Origin of the sequence: Nonomuraea mangrovi, assembly GCF_042681425.1 — a bacterium.
Classification (GTDB): Bacteria; Actinomycetota; Actinomycetes; order Streptosporangiales; family Streptosporangiaceae; genus Nonomuraea; species Nonomuraea mangrovi.
Genome location: NZ_JBHUFV010000003.1, coordinates 162,584 through 180,571 on the forward strand (window position 1 = coordinate 162,584; position 17,988 = coordinate 180,571).

General features: G+C 70.9%; 17 protein-coding genes. 10 read left to right on the forward strand and 7 right to left on the reverse strand.

What is annotated here, in order from left to right; translation table 11 throughout:
* Positions 1-117 precede the first annotated feature (117 nt).
* The 4 genes from ACFSKW_RS00895 to ACFSKW_RS00910 all read right to left on the reverse strand — a co-directional run bounded on the left by ACFSKW_RS00895 (position 118) and on the right by ACFSKW_RS00910 (position 3,972).
* A complete protein-coding gene (locus ACFSKW_RS00895) occupies positions 118-777 on the reverse strand; it encodes an HNH endonuclease family protein (RefSeq protein ID WP_379568048.1) in 660 nt (219 codons plus the stop codon).
* A 348-nt stretch (positions 778-1,125) separates the two neighbouring features.
* Positions 1,126-1,860: a hypothetical protein gene (locus ACFSKW_RS00900; RefSeq protein WP_379568050.1), complete on the reverse strand. Its 735-nt coding sequence runs from the start codon at positions 1,858-1,860 to the stop codon at positions 1,126-1,128.
* Positions 1,853-2,389 carry an RNA polymerase sigma factor gene (locus ACFSKW_RS00905; protein ID WP_379568052.1) on the reverse strand — a complete coding sequence of 179 codons (537 nt, stop codon included), beginning with the start codon at positions 2,387-2,389 and terminating at the stop codon, positions 1,853-1,855. The genes ACFSKW_RS00900 and ACFSKW_RS00905 overlap by 8 nt, the downstream gene beginning before the upstream one ends.
* Before the next feature lie 944 nt (positions 2,390-3,333).
* Positions 3,334-3,972: a TetR/AcrR family transcriptional regulator gene (locus ACFSKW_RS00910; protein ID WP_379568054.1), complete on the reverse strand. Its 639-nt coding sequence runs from the start codon at positions 3,970-3,972 to the stop codon at positions 3,334-3,336.
* 22 nt (positions 3,973-3,994) lie between these two features.
* Here ACFSKW_RS00910 and ACFSKW_RS00915 point away from each other — a divergent pair, with 22 nt between their 5' ends.
* The 10 genes from ACFSKW_RS00915 (at position 3,995) to ACFSKW_RS00960 (ending at position 14,696) form a co-directional block, all read left to right on the forward strand.
* Positions 3,995-4,465, forward strand: a complete 471-nt coding sequence (locus tag ACFSKW_RS00915) for an SRPBCC family protein (RefSeq protein ID WP_379568056.1) — start codon at positions 3,995-3,997, stop codon at positions 4,463-4,465.
* A gap of 242 nt (positions 4,466-4,707) precedes the next feature.
* Positions 4,708-5,016: a hypothetical protein gene (locus ACFSKW_RS00920; RefSeq protein ID WP_379568058.1), complete on the forward strand. Its 309-nt coding sequence runs from the start codon at positions 4,708-4,710 to the stop codon at positions 5,014-5,016.
* A 631-nt stretch (positions 5,017-5,647) separates the two neighbouring features.
* On the forward strand, positions 5,648-6,862 hold the full coding sequence (locus tag ACFSKW_RS00925; protein ID WP_379568060.1) for a DUF8094 domain-containing protein: 1,215 nt from the start codon (positions 5,648-5,650) through the stop codon (positions 6,860-6,862).
* Positions 6,863-6,887: 25 nt separating this feature from the next.
* A complete protein-coding gene (locus tag ACFSKW_RS00930) occupies positions 6,888-8,693 on the forward strand; it encodes a hypothetical protein (RefSeq protein ID WP_379568062.1) in 1,806 nt (601 codons plus the stop codon).
* Between the two features lie 14 nt (positions 8,694-8,707).
* The gene (locus ACFSKW_RS00935) at positions 8,708-10,102 is read left to right on the forward strand and encodes a hypothetical protein (protein ID WP_379568064.1); all 1,395 of its coding nucleotides are present in this window, start codon (positions 8,708-8,710) and stop codon (positions 10,100-10,102) included.
* Between the two features lie 23 nt (positions 10,103-10,125).
* Positions 10,126-11,115 carry a MinD/ParA family ATP-binding protein gene (locus ACFSKW_RS00940; RefSeq protein WP_379568066.1) on the forward strand — a complete coding sequence of 330 codons (990 nt, stop codon included), beginning with the start codon at positions 10,126-10,128 and terminating at the stop codon, positions 11,113-11,115.
* Between the two features lie 11 nt (positions 11,116-11,126).
* Positions 11,127-11,822, forward strand: coding sequence for a hypothetical protein (locus tag ACFSKW_RS00945; protein WP_379568068.1), 696 nt, complete (start codon positions 11,127-11,129; stop codon positions 11,820-11,822).
* 19 nt (positions 11,823-11,841) lie between these two features.
* Positions 11,842-13,050 carry a hypothetical protein gene (locus ACFSKW_RS00950; protein WP_379568070.1) on the forward strand — a complete coding sequence of 403 codons (1,209 nt, stop codon included), beginning with the start codon at positions 11,842-11,844 and terminating at the stop codon, positions 13,048-13,050.
* The gene (locus tag ACFSKW_RS00955) at positions 13,047-13,787 is read left to right on the forward strand and encodes a glycoside hydrolase family 16 protein (protein WP_379568072.1); all 741 of its coding nucleotides are present in this window, start codon (positions 13,047-13,049) and stop codon (positions 13,785-13,787) included. Before ACFSKW_RS00950 ends, ACFSKW_RS00955 begins: the two co-directional genes overlap by 4 nt.
* Positions 13,788-13,892: 105 nt before the next feature.
* Positions 13,893-14,696, forward strand: coding sequence for an SAM-dependent methyltransferase (locus ACFSKW_RS00960; RefSeq protein WP_379568074.1), 804 nt, complete (start codon positions 13,893-13,895; stop codon positions 14,694-14,696).
* A 175-nt stretch (positions 14,697-14,871) separates the two neighbouring features.
* Here ACFSKW_RS00960 and ACFSKW_RS00965 read toward each other — a convergent pair whose 3' ends face one another.
* The 3 genes from ACFSKW_RS00965 to ACFSKW_RS00975 form a co-directional block, all read right to left on the reverse strand.
* Positions 14,872-15,090 carry an SDR family oxidoreductase gene (locus ACFSKW_RS00965; RefSeq protein WP_379568076.1) on the reverse strand — a complete coding sequence of 73 codons (219 nt, stop codon included), beginning with the start codon at positions 15,088-15,090 and terminating at the stop codon, positions 14,872-14,874.
* Positions 15,091-15,197: 107 nt separating this feature from the next.
* Complete coding sequence (locus ACFSKW_RS00970) at positions 15,198-17,483, reverse strand: ATP-binding cassette domain-containing protein (RefSeq protein ID WP_379569163.1); 2,286 nt, start codon at positions 17,481-17,483, stop codon at positions 15,198-15,200.
* 156 nt (positions 17,484-17,639) lie between these two features.
* Positions 17,640-17,816 carry a hypothetical protein gene (locus ACFSKW_RS00975; RefSeq protein ID WP_379568078.1) on the reverse strand — a complete coding sequence of 59 codons (177 nt, stop codon included), beginning with the start codon at positions 17,814-17,816 and terminating at the stop codon, positions 17,640-17,642.
* Positions 17,817-17,988: the final 172 nt, after the last annotated feature.

Genomic DNA, 17,988 nt, shown 5'->3' on the forward strand with positions numbered 1-17,988 from the left:
TACGGCTCGGCCGGGGGCCGCTCGCCGTGGTTCGCCGACCTGCCCGGAGCACCTGTCCGATCGCGTTCACGCACGACCTCGAACGGCGACGCCACGCGACCGGCCGGTTGGGCTCCATCACCCTCGGCAGGTCCGGAGCATGTTGAGCAAGGCCACCTTCTCCTTCCTGGTCACGAAGAGCCGGTGATGATGCTTCACGGTGATCCACGAGCTCGCGTACCGGCACCAATAGGCGCGGCGCTGCGGACGCCAGCTCTGCGGCCCCTGGCCGCTCTTGGCGATGTTGGCGGAGTGGCTGACCACGATCAGCTCGGGGCGGGTGAGGTCGTTGGCGAAGGCGCGCCGCCGCGCCTGGCTCCACCTGCTGGCGCCGGAGCGCCAGGCGTACGCCAGCGGCACGACGTGGTCGACGTCGACGTGCTTCTCGCTCTTCAGCACCTTGCCGTCGTACGGGCTGTACCACACCCCCTTGACCGGCCGGCAGGAGGCGTCCCTGCGCACGCGCCGCCCGTCACGCGCCAGGACCACCTCGCGCGCGTCACACCTGCCCTTGTGGTGTGCCCATCGGGGCTGGAACCGCCGGTGGCTGTACCCACGGATGGATAACGGCCTGGCGACTTTCAGCTGGGCCAGCATGCGTCTGGCCAGCGCGCCGGCCTCGGCCTGCGACCGCTTGCGCCCGTCGGCCGCAGCCGGCGGGGTGCCGATGACAGCGGTGATCGGGATGACCAGGAGAGCGAGTACGGCGACTCGGACCGTCCACCTCAAGAAGATCATGCTTCCACCCTTACCAGTCGAACGCCGTCGGCGGCAGCGATATCCACCAGTCACCCCTCCACCGGCGCCCGTCCCGCACGTGATCATCCCGGACGGGACACCGGTCTCGCGGTGCGTGCCGTACCCCGGTGTGGGGTTTCGACGCGACCCGTGGCACCGGATGCGAACACCCACCCCCACCTCCATGGGCACCGGCAGCGGAGCCCGGACCGCGATCGCCGGCCTGCCCGGCCCGGCGCCGTCACGCGGCAGCCTCGACCACCGCCTCGCCCGGACGGTCTCGAAGGAGGCGTCGTCGAGGGAGAGCGAGTGGATCGGAGTAGGGCGTGCGCCTGCCGTGCCGGAACGTCATCCTTCCTCCGGACCGGCGGTGTCGTGGAGTGCGTGCGCGGCGGGGACGTCGTACGCCGCGACGGACCAGGCTCCAGGGCGCTTCCCCAGCTTGCCGACCAGCCGGTCGGCCGCCCCAGGAGTGGACAGCACCTCCTTGCCGTCGCACGATCCCCGGGCCGGGCACGAGCTTCGCCCGCGCACGACGGGCGCGTCGGGCGGGAAGACCCAGAAGGTGATCTCGTGCTCGCGGCCGAGCCAGCCCGGTTCGTGCGCCTTGTCCGCGAGCATGCTGGGTGCCCCGTCAGGACCGCAGATCCCGCCGGCGCTGCTCCCTCCCTCGCTGCTGAAGAAGATCGAGCCGGGCTTCTCACAGAAGATCACAATCGCGATCTTCGTGCTCGTGGGACGGAACCGGAGGGACGCCTTCGTCGCCGACCGCGGCATCCTCACGGCCGCGAGGCGGTCCAGGCCCTTGTGAACGCGTGGCGCCTGCTGGAACGCCGGAGGCGGCCCGGGCGGCGACGCGGATTCAGGGACACCCGCCAGGTTCGACACCATCATGACGACCGCCGTGACGACCGCCGTGGTGGCGACCGCGGCGCCCGCCGTCCAGCCCCAGTGCGGGCGCACGCGAGGGCGTTGGGCCGGAGCCTCGCGAGCGGCGATCCGCGCGCGGGCCCTGGCGACGGTCTCGGCCGAGGGCGGCGGCACGTCCGGTACCGCCTGGGCGAGCAGCGTGACCTCATCCATCGTGCGCCTCCTTCAACGGGTTGACGTCGCCCAGTGCCTTGCGGAGATGCTTGCGCGCCCGGTTGAGACGGGACGCGACCGTGCCGTAGGGGATCTCCAGGGCGGCGGCGACCTCCTGGTGGGTCAGCCCGCCCAGCGCCACCAGCAGCACCACGTCCCTGTCGCCGCGGTTCAGACCTGCGAGCGCCCCCGCGAGCCTGCCGGTCAGCGCTCCGGCCGTGACACGCGCGAGCGTCGCGTCCTCGTGGCTCTCCGCCTCGCGTTCGGTCGTCCGGCCGAGCGCCTTCCACCTGCGGACCTCGGTCCGGCGGTGCCTGGCGACGAGATTGGTGGCGATGCCGTACAGCCAGGGCCTGACCTCGCCGCGCGAGGAGTCGTATCCTCCTTTGACGGCGGCGAGGAAGACCTCGGCCGCCAGATCGTCGGCGGCGTCGACGGAGAGCCTGCGAGCGATGTAGCGGTGGATCTCGGCGAAGTGGGCGTCGAAGATCCGGTCGAAGTCGGTGCCCAGATGGGTGGGAACGCTCATGTCGGCCGTCCCGCTGGCATCCGTAAGTGGGTCACGCACTGCTCTCCATCCGATCCGGAAACACGGTCACCCCTGATTTCCCGACGGGCCGGAATGCTTTCACGGATCGGCGAAGCCGTGCGCGCCCTTCGTCCTGCTGGCGGGCGGACGTCCTGGGTGGAACACCTTCGAGGTGTGGCCGGAGGGTACGGTCGGCCCCGGCGTCCTGAGGATCTCGCGAGCAGGCCCAGGCGCGGACCGAAGCGGTTCTCGGGTCCGTGCCTGGGCCTGGGATCGCGATCGCTAGGCGAGGGGCTTCTGGTAGACCCGCACGTGGTCCACGAGGAGCTTCGCGGGGAACACCGTCTGCCGTCCGGGTCGCCGACCCAGCCGTCACCGCCGCCGACGGCTCATGCGTGGTTGAGCGCGCGTTCAGCCCCTACGGTCGGGGCCGTCATCGACAGCTGGCGGAGAGACAGGACGCAGCAAGCCAGACAAAAGGGATCTGTAAGTAGATACAGCTAGAAAGTCCCAAACAACGAAGGGCTGCGACGCCGCCTCTCGTCCGTCCGCGTTCGCGAGAGTAGCGGCGTGATCGTGCCGGCAACCCGTCGTCGCCAGACAGCCGCCCGCTGCTCCACGGCATCACCACAGGCAAGGAGACGATGGTGACCGACATCCAAGAACTTCAGGACCCGCCGCTGCGGGCCCTCCGCCTGCGCGCCCTGCCGCTCAGCCAGGCCAACGAGCTGATCGTCAGCTTGACGATCTCCACGCTCTGCGCCCTGGCGAAACTGGGCCGCACGCTCCAGTCTCCTACGGGACCGCCGGGGAACGCGGCTGGCCGCCCGTTTCGAGCCTGGCGCCCCTCGCCATCGGGCGCTTCCGTCTCGTCGCGACTCCGGGGGATGCCGCGATCCCCGAACGCATCGCGCCCTCCCAGGACGTAACGGTCCCCGGCTCGCCTATGGCCGGACGCGCGACCCGAGATCGTCGGCGTCGCGTACGTTGAGAGCGCGGGTGGCCTGGTCGACCCAGGTCGACAGGAAGAGGTCCGGGTCGAGGTCCCCCGGCGCGTGCCCGATGAGGATTCTCAGGAGCGGGTAGTAGGTCAGCGACGAGATCAGCACGGTGGCGGTGGCCTCCGGGTCGGCGACCTCGACGGTGCCGAGTTCGCGCTGGACGCTGATCCACTGGGCGCACTCGCGGTAGAGGCTCGCGATCACGCCCTGCCACATCTGCTCGAAGAGTTCGGGGAACCCGGTGAACTCCCTGAGCATGATCCGGATCAGGTCCCGGTCGCCGTCGATCACGCTCCACACGGTGGACGCCATCAGGCGGAGGGCTTCGCGCGGGTCGGACGGAGCCTGCGCGACCGTTTCCCTGTTCTTCTGCGCCATCGTTTCGAGGTTCCGCCGGACGGCCGTCTCCAGCAGGGCCCTCTTTGAGGGGAAGTGCTTGTAGAGAGCGCCGGATCCCGCGGTCAGCCCGCAGGCGACCTGGATGTCGGCCACCGAGGTCGCGTCGTACCCGCTGGTCGCGAACAGCCGGACGGCTTCTTCGAGTATGCGCTCGCGGGTCACGCCCGGGGTGGTTCTCGCCATGGAAAGAGAGTACTCTCTTTCCATGGTTCACGTCACCGTGGAAGAGATCATCCGCTGTACGCCGGAGGAATTCCTCGAGTTCGTGATGGACCCGGAAAGGTATGCGACGATCGACGACAAGATCGGGCCGATCGACTGGGTGCGCCGCACCGGCGACGTCACCGAGTTCAGGTTCCGGTCAGCCCTGCCGGGGATCCCCGGCCCCGCGCCGAAAGTCGTGTCCCAGATGCGGCTCACCCCGGGCGACCGGGTCGACGTCAGGTACGCGCCGTTGCCGCACAACAGGCTCAGCCATCGGGTGTCGCGGTTCCAGGCGAGCTTCGTCGCCGAGCCGGTCGACGGCGGCACCAAGGTGACGCGGACGATAGCGATCGACTTCCCACCCGTCATCCGGTGGCTGCTGGAACCGATCCTGCGACGCACCCTTCCCCCTGACGTCGAGAAGGAGGTCCACGGGGCGAAGACGCACCTCGAGGGACAGCAGAAGGAGTGACATCAACGGGCTGAGGACCGGCAGGCGTCCGGTAGCGCACGTGCGCGTCACACCGTTGAAGGCCAAGGGCAGGCACCCGCGTCCTCGGCGCCGACCACGACCTGCAGGCAGGCGCTCAACGGCCCTTCCACCTCCGGCATCCGCCCTCCCTGTTCGGCGGCGGTACAGCGATCCACCGAGGGCCGGTCCCGCCCGTTGCTACCGTGAGGCGCACGGGCCGGTCAACCGCCGTGGAGGCCGCAGTGGAGGAATTGGCGCAGGTGCTGGACGACGTGCTCGGGATTGTCACCGCGTCCGAGCAGGACACCATCTGGGCGGGCAAGTGGGACACGGGGGACGAGATGATCCGAGAGCTGCGGGACCACGCAGCACGCCTCCGGCGCGGCGACGGCTCCACGCTTGGGGGGCTGGAATTCCTGTTCCTGCCCACTGGACCGCTGCAGGAGGTGTCGATCAGCAGCGGCTGGGGAGATCAGTTCCTGGACCTGGCCGAGCGCTTCGACCGGGCACGGGCAAGGGCGCGGCACAGAAACGAACAAAACGGTCAATAGGCGTTTCGTGGCGCCGCGTCCGCGCCCGGATGGATGCGGGCGCCGGTACGGCCGCCGGGTCGCCCCAAAGGGGAGGCTAGGCGTGTCCCGCGATCATGGGTGCCACGCATGACCGGATCCCCCTGTCGGGCTGCGTGGGACGTGACGTCAGACGCAGAGCACGACGCCGGCCGGAAGCGGGGGCGGGTGGCCGGGCCGGCCGAGCGTGGGGAAAAGGTGGCGACGTCAGCGGGCGGCCGGGAGATCCACTTCGTTCGACTCGTGGGTTCGGGGTTTTTGGTCGGTCGTTTATTGCTGGTCCGTTTCGCGTGTTTGCGTGTCCGGCGAGTAATCGATCTACACCGACATCGGGATGCACACCGCAGGGGCGGCTCATCGCGCCTGGATGCTCGACGTCGGACCGCCTATAACCCGCTGTCAGGATCCAGTCAAGGTCTCGATTTATACTTTTTCGTACTTCTATAGAGAAATGCCGAAATGTCGTTCTAATACGATCCGGAAAGTTCAATTACTACATTTATGACCCTTGAAAGGACGGGCCGTAAGTCTAATATCTGGGTTTGTGTCCCATGATCCATCGGACTTACCAGATAAGCAGGTCTGGCCGACCGGCCACTCCGATGACACAGCCATGACCTCTCCCATCCCTCCGCTGGCCAGGCACAGATCGCAGCCGCAGCCGCCGCAGGAGTGGGAGCCCGAACGGCTGTCCGGGACCGGTCCGTGGCGGTTGATCATTCGTGCGGGGATCGTGTTCGTCGTGCTGGCCGCGGTGGGGATCGGGCTCGGCGCGATTCGATCGTCGCGGGCGCCGTCGCCGAGCGTGGCCGCACCCATGGCCACAGCGGCGGCGGAGCCCGAGCAGGGATCGCCGCAGGCAGGGGCGGCTCGCCAGCCGGTCACGCCGGTGACACCGGGGACCCAGGCGACGCCGGCCAGTCCTGCGGCCTCGGCCGACCCGTCGCGAGGGGACGGGGCGAGGCCGGCGATCAACGCCCAGGAGGCGAAGCGGATGCACGACCGCTTCCAGCACGAGCTGTCGGCGGCCCAGCTGGACCTCGACGACAAGGCCGTCGGCCGGCTCGAGCAGGGGCTCGCCCTGGAGATGACCAAGGCGAGCTTCGAGACCGCCAGGATGCGGGACGCCGAGGTGGCGGCCGGGATCTGGCCTGGCACCAAGGTGTGGGTGCCGCGGAGCACGGCAGCGGCGGGCGACTGGTTCGTGGCCTCCATGCACGAGCCGGGCGTGGCCCGCGTGACGGACGTGCTGGTCAAGACCGAGAAGGGGTGGCGGCTCGCGGCCTCGACCGCCGACACCCGCAACCCCGCGCCCGAGCTGCCGGTCATCGCGGTCGACGCCGAGGGTTACGCCAGGAGCCTGGACGAGTTCACCTCGGGCCTGCGCGGCACGCCCAAACAGGTCGCGCTCGCGCACCTGAGGAGCCTGGAACGAGCGACCAAGGACGAGCGGTTCGCCGAAGGGCCGTGGACGTCGACCGCGGTACGGCTGTGGCAGCGCGAACGGGCCCAGCTCCGCAAGGCCGGCTGGGACCTGAAGCTGGCGTACCGCCTGACCGGCAAGGTGCGGGCGCTCAGGACCGTCGACGGCGGCGCGCTGGTCTGGTACTCCGCCCGCTCCACCGAGGTCCGTACGGCGGAGCGGCCCGGCACCACGGTGACGCTGAAGGGTTCGGCCGCCGTCCGCACCGAAAACCGCCCCTTCGCCCAGACGGCGAGCGCGACCTACGGGCGGATGTACGTGGCACACGTCCCGCCGATCGGCTCCACCGAGCCCATCAGGGTCATGGGCGACTGGACAGACGTACTGGAGAGCCACGGCACCTGACGAACCACCAGATAAGAGGAGCACCATGACGACATCCCCACGCAGACCTTCCAGGTCAACGGTCGTCACGACGGCACTCACGATCGGCGTGTTCGGCGCCGGGGCAGGACTGGGCACTTTCCTTCACGATCGCGATCCTCAGCCGCGGGCCGAGGTCCTGCGCCTGGCCGCGGGAACCTATCAGCTGGACGAGCGGGTCGCCGAGTCGTCCTCGGAGGCGCTCACCGCCCGCTCGCTCACCGGCGCGGACGAGGGCAGCACGCTGTCGGGCGGCCTGGGCGGCCCGCCGCTGTGCCTGTCGGCCACCGTCGACTGGCTGGCCGTCCAGGGCGCAGGCGAGGCGTGCGCGTCCATCCCGCTGCTGGGCAAGGGGACGACGTCGCCTCCTCTGCTCCGCCCGGGGAATCCCGCGGAGCGGTCCACGCCGTCGCAGCAACCGCAGGAGCCGAAGAAATCGGACAGACCGGATCCCGCACCCAAGAGGAGCGATCCTCCGGAGCCCACGCGGATGAACGAGCCGCGGACCACGGCGCGCCCGCCCGCGCCGCAGCCTCCAGCGAGGGATCGGGACGACTCCCCCGCGCCGAGGAGGAGCGACCCTCCCGCGACGAGGAAGAGCGAGCCCGAGGGAGACAGGAAGACCGAGAACGACAGCAGGAAGGAGGCGGAGAAGAAGGCCGACACCCCGGCCACCGCCCTCCCCAAGGGCACGCTGCGGGCCGTCGAGCCGAACGCGCAGCGGGTGCCCAGCGGCCCGCCGCTCCAGCCGGTCCGCCCCCGCCCCGCTGATCAGAACCGGCCGGACCAGAACCCGCCCAACCAGAACCCGCCCGGCCAGACCCCGCCGAGCCGGGATCCCAACGGCCAGAACCGGCCGGGTCAGCCGCGCCAGAACCCGACGGTCAATCCGCCTGACCAGGTTCCCACGGCCCGCCAACCGGTCCCGCGCGTCCCCACCACGGTCCCCACGACAAGACCGACGGCAAGGCCCACGACAGGGCCGACGACGAGGCCCACGACGGCGCCGACGACGGGGCCCACGACCAGGCAGCCCGCGCCTCGGGTTCCCACGGCCCAGCCTCCTGGCAGGGACACCGACGACCGGCAGTGCCTGGTCACCGGCCCCGGCGGGAGGGCGCTGCGGCCGGCCGTGGCCGGCGGGATCGCGCCCGGCTGCGAAGACCCCGCCCAGACCGCGCTGCCCACGGCCAGACCCGCCCCTCCGACCGGCAGGTCCGCGCCACCCACCGTCAAGTCCAGCCCGAAGGCCACGGCGAAGGCCACCGGCAAGCCCTCCCAGCCGTCCATGCCGACCTCGCTCCGCCCCGCGGTCACCCCGAACCGCCCGACCAGGGTCCCCGCCACCGTCGCCGCCACCTCGGGCCCGCGCGTCCCCGACGGCACGACGCTGCGGCCCGCCACCCCCGAGGGCGAGAGCCTGCCGATCTTCCAGGACCCGGCGCTCATGCGGCGCGCCGAGGAGGCTCTCGGCCTCGACGGCACCAGGACCTACACCGACGCCAACGGCGAGTGGGACCTCACGATCGCCCCGCCCGGCACCCCGGAATGCCGCGACTACAGCAAGCAGCAGCTCCAGGCGATGGGCGTCTCCGCCGGCTCGCCCGCCAACCTGCCGCGTGACTCGTGCCTGTGGCCGGCCTTCATCCGCTGGCTGTACGCCGATCCGGCCCCGGGCGAGGTGAGCAACTGGACCAAGTTCACCGGCCTGCCGGACCGGAACCTGCAGCTCGTGGTGGTCGATCCGAACAGGGGCGGCGCTCCGGCCGCCGAGACCGCGCCGGGCGTCGTCGAGCCGGACACGGGGCCATGAGCTCCCTTCACGACATGGGAAGCGCCATCCTCGGACCTGACAGGGCCGCCACCTGGGTGCGCGAGCACGGCGGCCACCTCATGGACTACGCCGTCTACCGGCTGGGCGAGGCCGCCGCGCCCGCCGCCGTGGCCGCCGCCCTCGGCGCCGCGCACTGGCGTGCCGTACCGGAGAACGTCTCCGAACGCGGCCTGCTGTTCGCGGCGCTGCGCCGCGGATGCCTGGCCGACCCCGCGTGCGGGGACGGCTACCACCCTGGCACGGGGCCGGGTCTGCCCGACGCGGAGCTGATGCGGCGGGCGTGGGCGCTGGTCGACCCGCTGGGGGTGGAGGCGCTGCTGCTGATGTTCCGGCACGAGCTGACGCTCGCCGACCTGGCGCATGTCCTGGACCTGCCTGAGGCGGAGGCGCACCGGCTGGTCACCAGGACGCAGGACCTCATCGAGACGCTGGTCAGCGCGCTCGACGCGCTGTCGCGCGGCAGGCCGACCTGCGAGGCGCTCGTCCCCCTGGTGGAGGCGGCCTTCCCCGCCGGGTCCGACACGGCGCGTTCCGAGCTGCTCCATCACATGATCGAGTGCTCGGCCTGCAACCGGCCTTTCAACATCCACTACACCGTCCCGCAGATGATCGACCAGGTGCCGGTGGCGCCGCTCAGCGCCGCGCGGCAGGAGGAACTCCTGGCGCTGCTGGCGGCCGTACCCGATCCGGCTCCGCCCGCCGTCCCCCGCCAGGCCACGCCCGCCGAGCCCGCCACGGACCTCGACGTGCGACCGCCCGCCATCCCGACACCGGGGCAGGACACGCCGCTGTTCAACGCGCTGGCGTCCGTGGTGTGGGCCCGCGAGGTCCTCTCCCCCACCGACCAGGTCCACGTCCCGCCGGTCGCGCAGGTGATCCAGGACGGGGTCGTGGAGGTCGGGCCGGCCCGCGCCAGGCCCAGGTCCCGGCTGCCCGAGGCGCTGGCCGCCGCGGGGGCGCGCACCCGCAGTACCGCTGTCAAGGTCGCCATCATGCTGGTCGCCGGTACGGCCGGCATGATCACCGGCCTGCAGATCCTGGGCCCCACCCAGGACCCGCCGCGTGAGACCACGTTCACCCCCTCGGCGAGCCGCGACGTCCTGGCGGGACGGCTGACGCTTCCCCCGTCGGTCTCGCTGGACGAGTTCGGCCGGGGCACGATCACGCTCAACCTCCCCGGCGAACCGGTGAGCTGGCGGATCACCGCGCCAGGTCTGGCCGTCACCCCGTCGACCGGCACCTCGGGCGACGGCGACCCGGCCGTGATCCAGGTGCGCGCGCTGCGCTTTCGCCACTGGTGCGGTGATCCGTCCCCGACGGAGGCCGTCCTGACCGTGCAGGGGCCCGCCGACTCACTCACCACCCGCGTTCGCTGGAACACCTGCTGACCCCATGTGAAAGGACCCTTGCCATGACGGAGACCCCTTCCAGGCTGCAGAAGCCGGCGACCCAGCCGGAGCAGTTCGACCAGTCGATCCCGCTCACCGCCGAACGCCTGCTGACCAACCGGCGGCCCGAGCCGTCATCGGGGTGGCGACGCCTGGTGTGGCAGCTGTCGGGGCGCAGGTACATCCCCGCCGAGTCGGCGGCCGAGGTCGAACGCCGCAAACTGATCGCTCAGGCGCAGACGCCGGTCGCCAGCGGGCACCACAGGATCGCGGTCATGAGCCTGAAGGGGGGCGTGGGCAAGACCACGACCACGGCGGCGCTGGGCAACACGCTCGCCTCTCTGAGGGGTGACAGGGTCATCGCCATCGACGCCAACCCCGACAGGGGGACGCTGGGGCTGAAGGTCAAGTCGGAGACCGCCGCGACCATCCGCACGTTGCTGGCCGAGGCCGAGCACATCGTCAGGTACGCCGACGCGCGGGCCTTCACCTCGCAGTCGCCCGCGCGGCTGGAGGTGCTCGCCTCCGACACCGACCCGGCCGTGAGCGAGGCGTTCGACGCCGACGACTACCGGACCGTCGCCGGGCTGATCGAACGCTACTACTCCATCTGCATCACCGACTGCGGCACCGGCCTGCTGCACGGCGCGATGGGCGCGACGCTGGACATGGCCGACCAGATCGTGCTGGTCAGCCTGGTCGCGGTGGACGGCGCGAACTCGGCGGCGGCCACGCTGGACTGGCTCACCGCGCACGGGCACGCCGACCTGGTGAAGAACGCCATCGTGGTGCTCAACGCCGTCGAGGAGCGCTGCGACGTCGACGTGGACCTACTGGAGCAGCACTTCAGCGCCCGGTGCAAGACCGTGATCCGCGTGCCGTACGACCCGCATCTGAAGGAGGGCGCCGAGGTCGACCTGCTGCGGCTGCGGCCCACCACCGCCGGCGCCTACCTGCGCCTGGCCGCCGCCGCCGGGCAGGCCTTCAGCCTGCGTCCTGATCGGGGCCACTAGTGTCGCCGGTGATGGAGGACCCGGCCCTGCGCTGGGATCTGGGCCCGGTACGGCGCCGCCACCGGGTCCGCCGGGTGGCGATCGCGGTGGTCGCGCTGGTCGCGGTGGCCGTCGCGGCCTGGATCCTGCGTCCCGGCTCGGGCGTCGAGCCTGTCGCCCTCGCCGAGCCCGCCGGGTACCAGGGCACGGCGGGCTTCCCCGTCGGCTTCCCGCACACCGAGCTGGGCGCCGCCTCGGCCGCCGCCGCGACTCTGGAGGCCGCGTGGACTCTCGACGAGGCCCAGGCGATGGCGGCCGCGCAGCTGTACGCGGCGCCCGAGCAGCAGGCGGCGGCCCGCGCGGGCGCCGCGAGCGCGACCAAGGGCTGGCGGCGCACGCTCGGCCTGCCGGAGGAGGGCTCGCTGCCGACGGGCGCGGCCATGCGATCGAGCACGATCGGCATCCGCTGGCAGGAACGCGCGCAGGACCAGATCCTCGTCTCGGTCCTCGTCCAGGTGACGGCGACCAAGGGAGACGCGAGCCCGCTGTACTCCAGCCCCTACGCCATGAACCTGCTCATGACCTGGCACCCCACCCTGCGCGGCGGGGACTGGGTCAACACCCCTGACACCCGCCCCGTCGCCGCGCCTCCCGCGGCCGCGCCGGGCTCCCCCCAGTTCACCGCGGCGGGCTGGCGGCCCATCGCCCACACCGACCCCGCCGAGTGAGTCCAGGAGACCTCCGCCCATGACCCCAAGCCGCCCCTCCCGGCGCCTTTCCGTCGCCTCCGGCCTGCTGCTGGCCTGCGTGTCCCTGGTGGGTGGCGGAGCGCTCGCCCAGCCGTGGACGTCGCACGCCGACATCGAACCTCCCTCCACCGGAGGGGGCACGACGACAACCGTGCCCAGTCCGGAGCCCGCACCGGCGCAGGAGCCCGCTGACCAGCCCACCGTCCGCATCACCACCGAGCCGGGCAAGGTTTCGAAGGTCGAGAATCCGCCGCCCACCGAACCCACACCCACGCAGACCCCGCCGGAGGCATCCTCGACACCCGAGAGTCAGAGCTCCAAGAAAGCCTCGGCCGCCGCCAAGCCCGCGCCCAAGGCGGAGCCGAAGCCTGGGCCCGCGGGTGAGAAACCGAACGCTGACACGGCGAAGATCGACTTCCCCCTCCCCACGCCCGTCAAGATCACCCCGCCGAAGCCGCCGGTCAGCACCGCGCCCAAGAGCACGAGCAGCGCCGCACCCAGGCCCTCCTCGTCTGTCAGCGCCGCGCCGAAGAGCACGCCCACCAAACCCACCGTTCCCAGAACCTCCGCCGAGCCCGCTGTCCGTCCCACAACTGCCTCCGCGCCGGCTGTTCCGACCGTTCCCTCCACCCAGCCGTCGGTGAAACCGCAGCCCGTCAAAACATCGGTGCCCGCGCAGGTGCCCGCGCCTCAGCCGACCACGACCGCTGAAGCTCGCCCGCTGCCCTCCACACCGCCGCCCACCGTAAGCGCCCCCTACGTCCCGCCCACGCCTGCCACCGGGTACCCCGTCGACGGCAGCACGTCACCTGATCCCGTCCAGCCCCGCGCGCTCGCGCTCGACCAGCTCAACACCCTCACCACCAGAAACGTCCTGCCGCTGCCCCCGCTCGCGCCACCCGTCGCTGCCACCACCGCCACAGGGCAGACCTGCCTCGCCCAGAACAGCGCCGCATGCTGGAGCCTGTCGCCGTGGTGGAGCAGCACCACCGGCATCGTCACGACGGCACAGCCGCCGAAGTTCGCGTGGGCCTTCGTTCCGCCTGGCGCGGCCCAGCCGTACCCGGGGAGCGCTCCCGCCGCGTCGCAGGACGTCACCGGCGCGTCGGAGGGAACAGCCGCCCCGCAGGACTTCACCAGGCCTACGATGTGCTGGGTGTTCGGGCCCGCGGCCGGTTGCGCCAGGGCGGAAGGGGGTGCCCCGTGAGCTCCAGGATGCGTGCGCGCGTCGCCGCCGTCGGGTTGGTGGCGGCGCTGTGCTGGAGCACGTCCGGGTTCGTCGGCGTGGCGAGCGCCGCCCCGTGCGCGCAGCTCGACGACCAGCGCGGGTGGGGACAGCCCGTGTGGTGCGCCGAGTTCGACGACTACCTCGACCCCAACGAGTGGGCCGTCTACGACTCGCCCGGCCACGCGGGCAACGGCCGCCGCTCACCGGGCCAGCTGTTCCTCGGCGACGGCTCGCTGTTCCTGTACGGTGCGACCGACGGCACCACCGCCGGGCTCGCGGCCAGGTACACGCAGCTGTACGGACGCTGGGAGGCGCGTATCCGCCTGTATCCTGGAGCCGGCTCCTACCATCCCGTCGCCCTGCTCTGGCCTGCGGGCGGAGGAGGCGGCGTGGTGCCCGACGGCGGTCAGGAGATCGACTTCCTCGAGGTCATCGACGACCCCGAACGGCAGCACCCGAACTTCTTCATGCACACCTCCTCGGGGCGTGAAGAGGCGCACGCGAATCTCGACATGACCACCTGGCACACCTACGCGGTGGAGAACTCGCCCGAGGGCGTGGTCGGCTACATCGACGGTCAGGAGTGGTTCAGGTCATCCGTCGCGGCCACCACACCGATGTCGCCGTGCCTGCAGCTCGACTGGTTCCCCGGCGAGGGCAGCGCTGGCGATGCGTGGATGGAGGTCGACTTCCTGCGCATCTACGCGATGACGTGAGGGTCGTGACCCGGGCGGGTGTTCGCGCGATACCTGCCAGATCGCACATGTACCACCTTTTCGCGCTTTATGATGATCGTTATTGTCCCGCGAGGAGGAACCCCTGTGGCCAAGCAGCCGGATGAGTGGAACAGCGCGATCGACACGACAAGGCCGAGCATCGCCAGGGCCTACGACGTCGTCCTCAACGGCAAGGACAACTTCGAGGTCGACCGTGAGTTCGTCGCCGAGATCGTGAAGGTCGTTCCCGAGATCTACGACGTGGCCACCTACAACCGGCAGATCCTCGGCCGTGGTGTGCGCTTCATGGTCGACCAGGGGATCACGCAGTTCATCGACCTTGGATCCGGTCTGCCGACAGTGGAGAACACCCATCAGGTGGCGCAGCGGGCCGAGCCCGGCTCGCATGTCGTCTACGTCGACAACGACCCGATGGTGCTCGCCCACGGCAGGGCGCTGCTGGCGGAGAACGACCGGACCGCGGTCGTCACCTCCGACCTGCGCGACCCGAAGGCGATCCTCGCCGACCCGGCCGTCCAGCGGCTGATCGACTTCGACCGGCCGGTCGGCGTGATGCTGGTCGGCATCCTGCACCACCTGCACGACGACGAGGACCCCCGCGGGATCGTCGAGGCCTACATGGCCGCGGTCCCCTCGGGCAGCTACCTGTTCGTCACGCACTTCTGCGACTCGAGCCAGGACTCGCGGGACGCGGAGAAGAAGTTCCTCGCGCTGCTCGGGACCGGCCGGTTCAGGACCGTCGAGGAGATCACGTCCTTCTTCGACGGGTTCGAGCTGGTCGAGCCGGGCGTGGTGCCGTTGCCGCTGTGGCGCCCCGAGCAGCCCGTCCCGTCGAACCTGACGGTGGGCCAGCGGCTGATGTACGGCGGCATCGCCCGCAAGCCGTAGGACCCGGGCCGGCCGGGCGGTCCCTGGGCCGGCAGGAGCGGTTCAGCAAGGCAGCGACCGGCCCTGGTCCGGCGGGAAGGGGGCGCGGGGATCTAGCGGAAGGCCTCCGCGTGCTCCTCCGCCCAGGAGCGGAACGTGCGGGCGGGCCGTCCGAGGAGCCGTTCGACGGTGTCGGTCACCCGCTCGGGCGAGTCCACGAATCCACGTCGCGCAGCGCGGGTGTCGGCGTGCCGGGCGATGACAGGTCGCCGCGCACCGCCGTCACGCCGTGAGGAAGCACGGCACTCGCGGGATCGCGCACCAGGGCGCGGACCTCGTGCCCGGCCGTGCTCAGCGCGGAGACGACATGCCTGCCGACGTTGCCGGTCGGGCCGGTCACAAGGAAGGTGCTCATCAGGCGACCATAGAACCTCGACCGCGGCCGAGGTCAATCCGGGCCCGCCCACCCCGACGAGGGGGATCGCTCCCGATGATGACGTCACCGGGAGCGACCGCCGATCGTCAGCCGACGTATCTGCGGAGGTGTTCGGCCGTCAGTGAGGTACCCGTCTCGACCAAATCCGCCGCAGGGCCGGAGAACACGACCTGCCCGCCGTCGTGGCCCGCTCCAGGGCCCAGGTCGATGATCCAGTCCGCGTGCGCCATCACGGCCTGGTGGTGCTCGATGACGATGACCGTGTTCCCGTCGTCCACGAGCCGGTCGAGCAGCTCCAGCAGCTGGTCCACGTCGGCGAGGTGGAGCCCGGTCGTCGGCTCGTCCAGGACGTACGTCGTGCCGCTCTTGGCCATGTTGATCGCGAGTTTGAGCCGCTGCCGTTCGCCTCCGGACAGCGTGGTGAGCGGCTGTCCGAGGCCGACGTAGCCGAGACCGACCGCCGAGAGGCGGTCGAGGATGGTCTTGGCCTGGCCGGTGGTGAAGAACTCTCCCGCCTCGGCCACCGACATGCCGAGGACCTCGCTGATGTTCTTGCCGCGCAGCCGGTAGTTCAGCACCTTGGGCGTGAACCGCCTGGCCTCGCACTCCTCGCACACCGACGCCACCTCGGCCATCATGGCCAGGTCGGTGTAGACCAGGCCGATGCCCTTGCAGCCCGGGCACGCGCCTTCGGAGTTGGCGCTGAACAGGCCCGGCTTCACGCCGTTGGCCTTGGCGAAGGCCGTCCTGATCGGGTCGAGCACTCCCGTGTAGGTGGCCGGGTTGCTGCGGCGGGAGCCGCGGATGGCCGACTGGTCGGCGACGATCACGCCGTCGCGTCCCGCGACGTAGCCGTGGATGAGCGAGCTCTTGCCCGACCCCGCGACGCCGGTGACGACGGTGAGCACGCCGAGGGGGACCTCGACGCTCACGTCCCGCAGGTTGTGCGATGTGGCGCCCTCGATCGACAGCCACCCGGTGGGGCGGCGCGCCTTCTCGCGCAGGCTCACCCGGTGGTCGAGGTAGCGGCCTGTCAGGGTGCCGGACGCGCGCAGGCCGTCCAGGTCACCGGCGTAGCAGATGCGGCCGCCCGCCGTACCGGCGCCCGGGCCGAGGTCGACCACGTGGTCGGCGATCGCGATCGTCTCCGGCTTGTGCTCGACGACCAGGACGGTGTTGCCCTTGTCGCGCAGCCTGAGCAGCAGGCCGTTCATCCGCTGGATGTCGTGCGGGTGGAGCCCCGCCGTGGGCTCGTCGAAGACGTACGTGACGTCGGTCAGGCTCGAGGTGAGGTGACGGACCATCCGCACGCGCTGCGCCTCGCCGCCGGACAGCGTGCCGGACTCCCGGTCGAGACTGAGGTAGCCGAGACCGATCTCGACCAGCGAGTCGAGCGTCTCGAGGAGGGTGGCGAGCAGCGGCCCGACGGAGGCGTTCTCGATACCCCGCACGAACGCTGCCAGATCGTTGATCTGCATGGCCGAGCACTCCGTGATGCTGCGGCCGTTGATCGTCGCCGACCTGGCCGCCTCGTTCAGGCGGGTGCCGCCGCAGGCCGGGCAGCCGGTGAGCTTGACCGCCCGATCGGCGAACGCGCGTGCCTGCGACTGCATCGAGTCGCGGTCCTTGGCCAGGTAGAGCCGCCTGACCTTGGTGACGAGGCCCTCGAAGGTGAGGTTGTTCGAGCCGACCTTGACCTTGGTGGCGGGCTTGTGGAGGAAGTCCTCCCACTGGTCGGGGGTGTAGTCCTTGAGCTTGAGGTCCGGGTCGAACAGGCCCGAGCGGGCCATCAGCTGCCAGTACCAGGTGTCGACCGCGAAGCCGGGCACCTTGATCGCCCCGTCGTTCAGCGACCGGTCCCTGTCGACCAGCTCGTCGATGTCGATGTCGGAGACCTTGCCGAGCCCCTCGCACGCGGGGCACATGCCCTCGGCCCTGTTGAAGCTGAAGGCGAAGGGCGGGCCGACGTGGGGGACGCCGATCCGGCTGAACATGATCCGCAGCATGGTATGGGCATCGGTGGCGGTGCCCACGGTCGAGCGCGCGTTGACGCCCATCCGCTCCTGGTCGACGATGATCGCCGCGCTCAGGTTGTGCAGCGCGTCGACGTCGGGCCGGTTGAGGCTCGGCATGAAGTTCTGCACGAACGCCGTGTAGGTCTCGTTGATCAGCCGTCGCGACTCCGCGGCGATCGTGTCGAAGACCAGCGAGGACTTGCCCGAACCGGACACCCCGGTGAAGACGGTGAGCCGCCGCTTGGGGAGGTCGAGGGAGACGCCGGTCAGGTTGTTCTCCCTGGCGCCGCGGACCTGGATGAGATCGTGGCCGTCCGCGGCGGCGTGATCAGATCCGCGAAGGTCGTAGTGCCGGATGTCGTTTGCCTGCTGGCTGGAAACCACGGAAGCCTTTCCATAGTCGAGTGACAGTTTCTACGGCCGTACGGCGACGCCCATCGCGTCGGGTCGGCGGCGTGGAGCGCCTTCCCAGGCCAGGTCAGGCCAGGAGGGCGGAACGGCTCGCCGGATCCGCTACGGCCGTTCGGGGAAGGCGGTGACCGGGCGGAGAACGCCCGGGACCGCCGTCAGCACGATGAGCGGCAGGGTGACGACGTCAGCGCGAGCGCGGGGACGTGTCGCGTCCGCGGTCACGGGGCCCGAGGACAGGCTCACGCCCGCCGTCGCTGTCGCCGACATCCATGCCTTCAAGTTTCTCATTGAACTTGCCGTGAAGACTTTTCCGTGGCTCCTCCAGCTTGAGCAGTAGGCGTAGACCGCCGACCTTCAACCAGACGTGCAACCTGTGGGGTGAAGGTGGAGGCGATGGGCCGCTCCGGCCACCTCGCCGTCAGCAGCCGCCTGGCAGCCGCCCCCGGTGTTG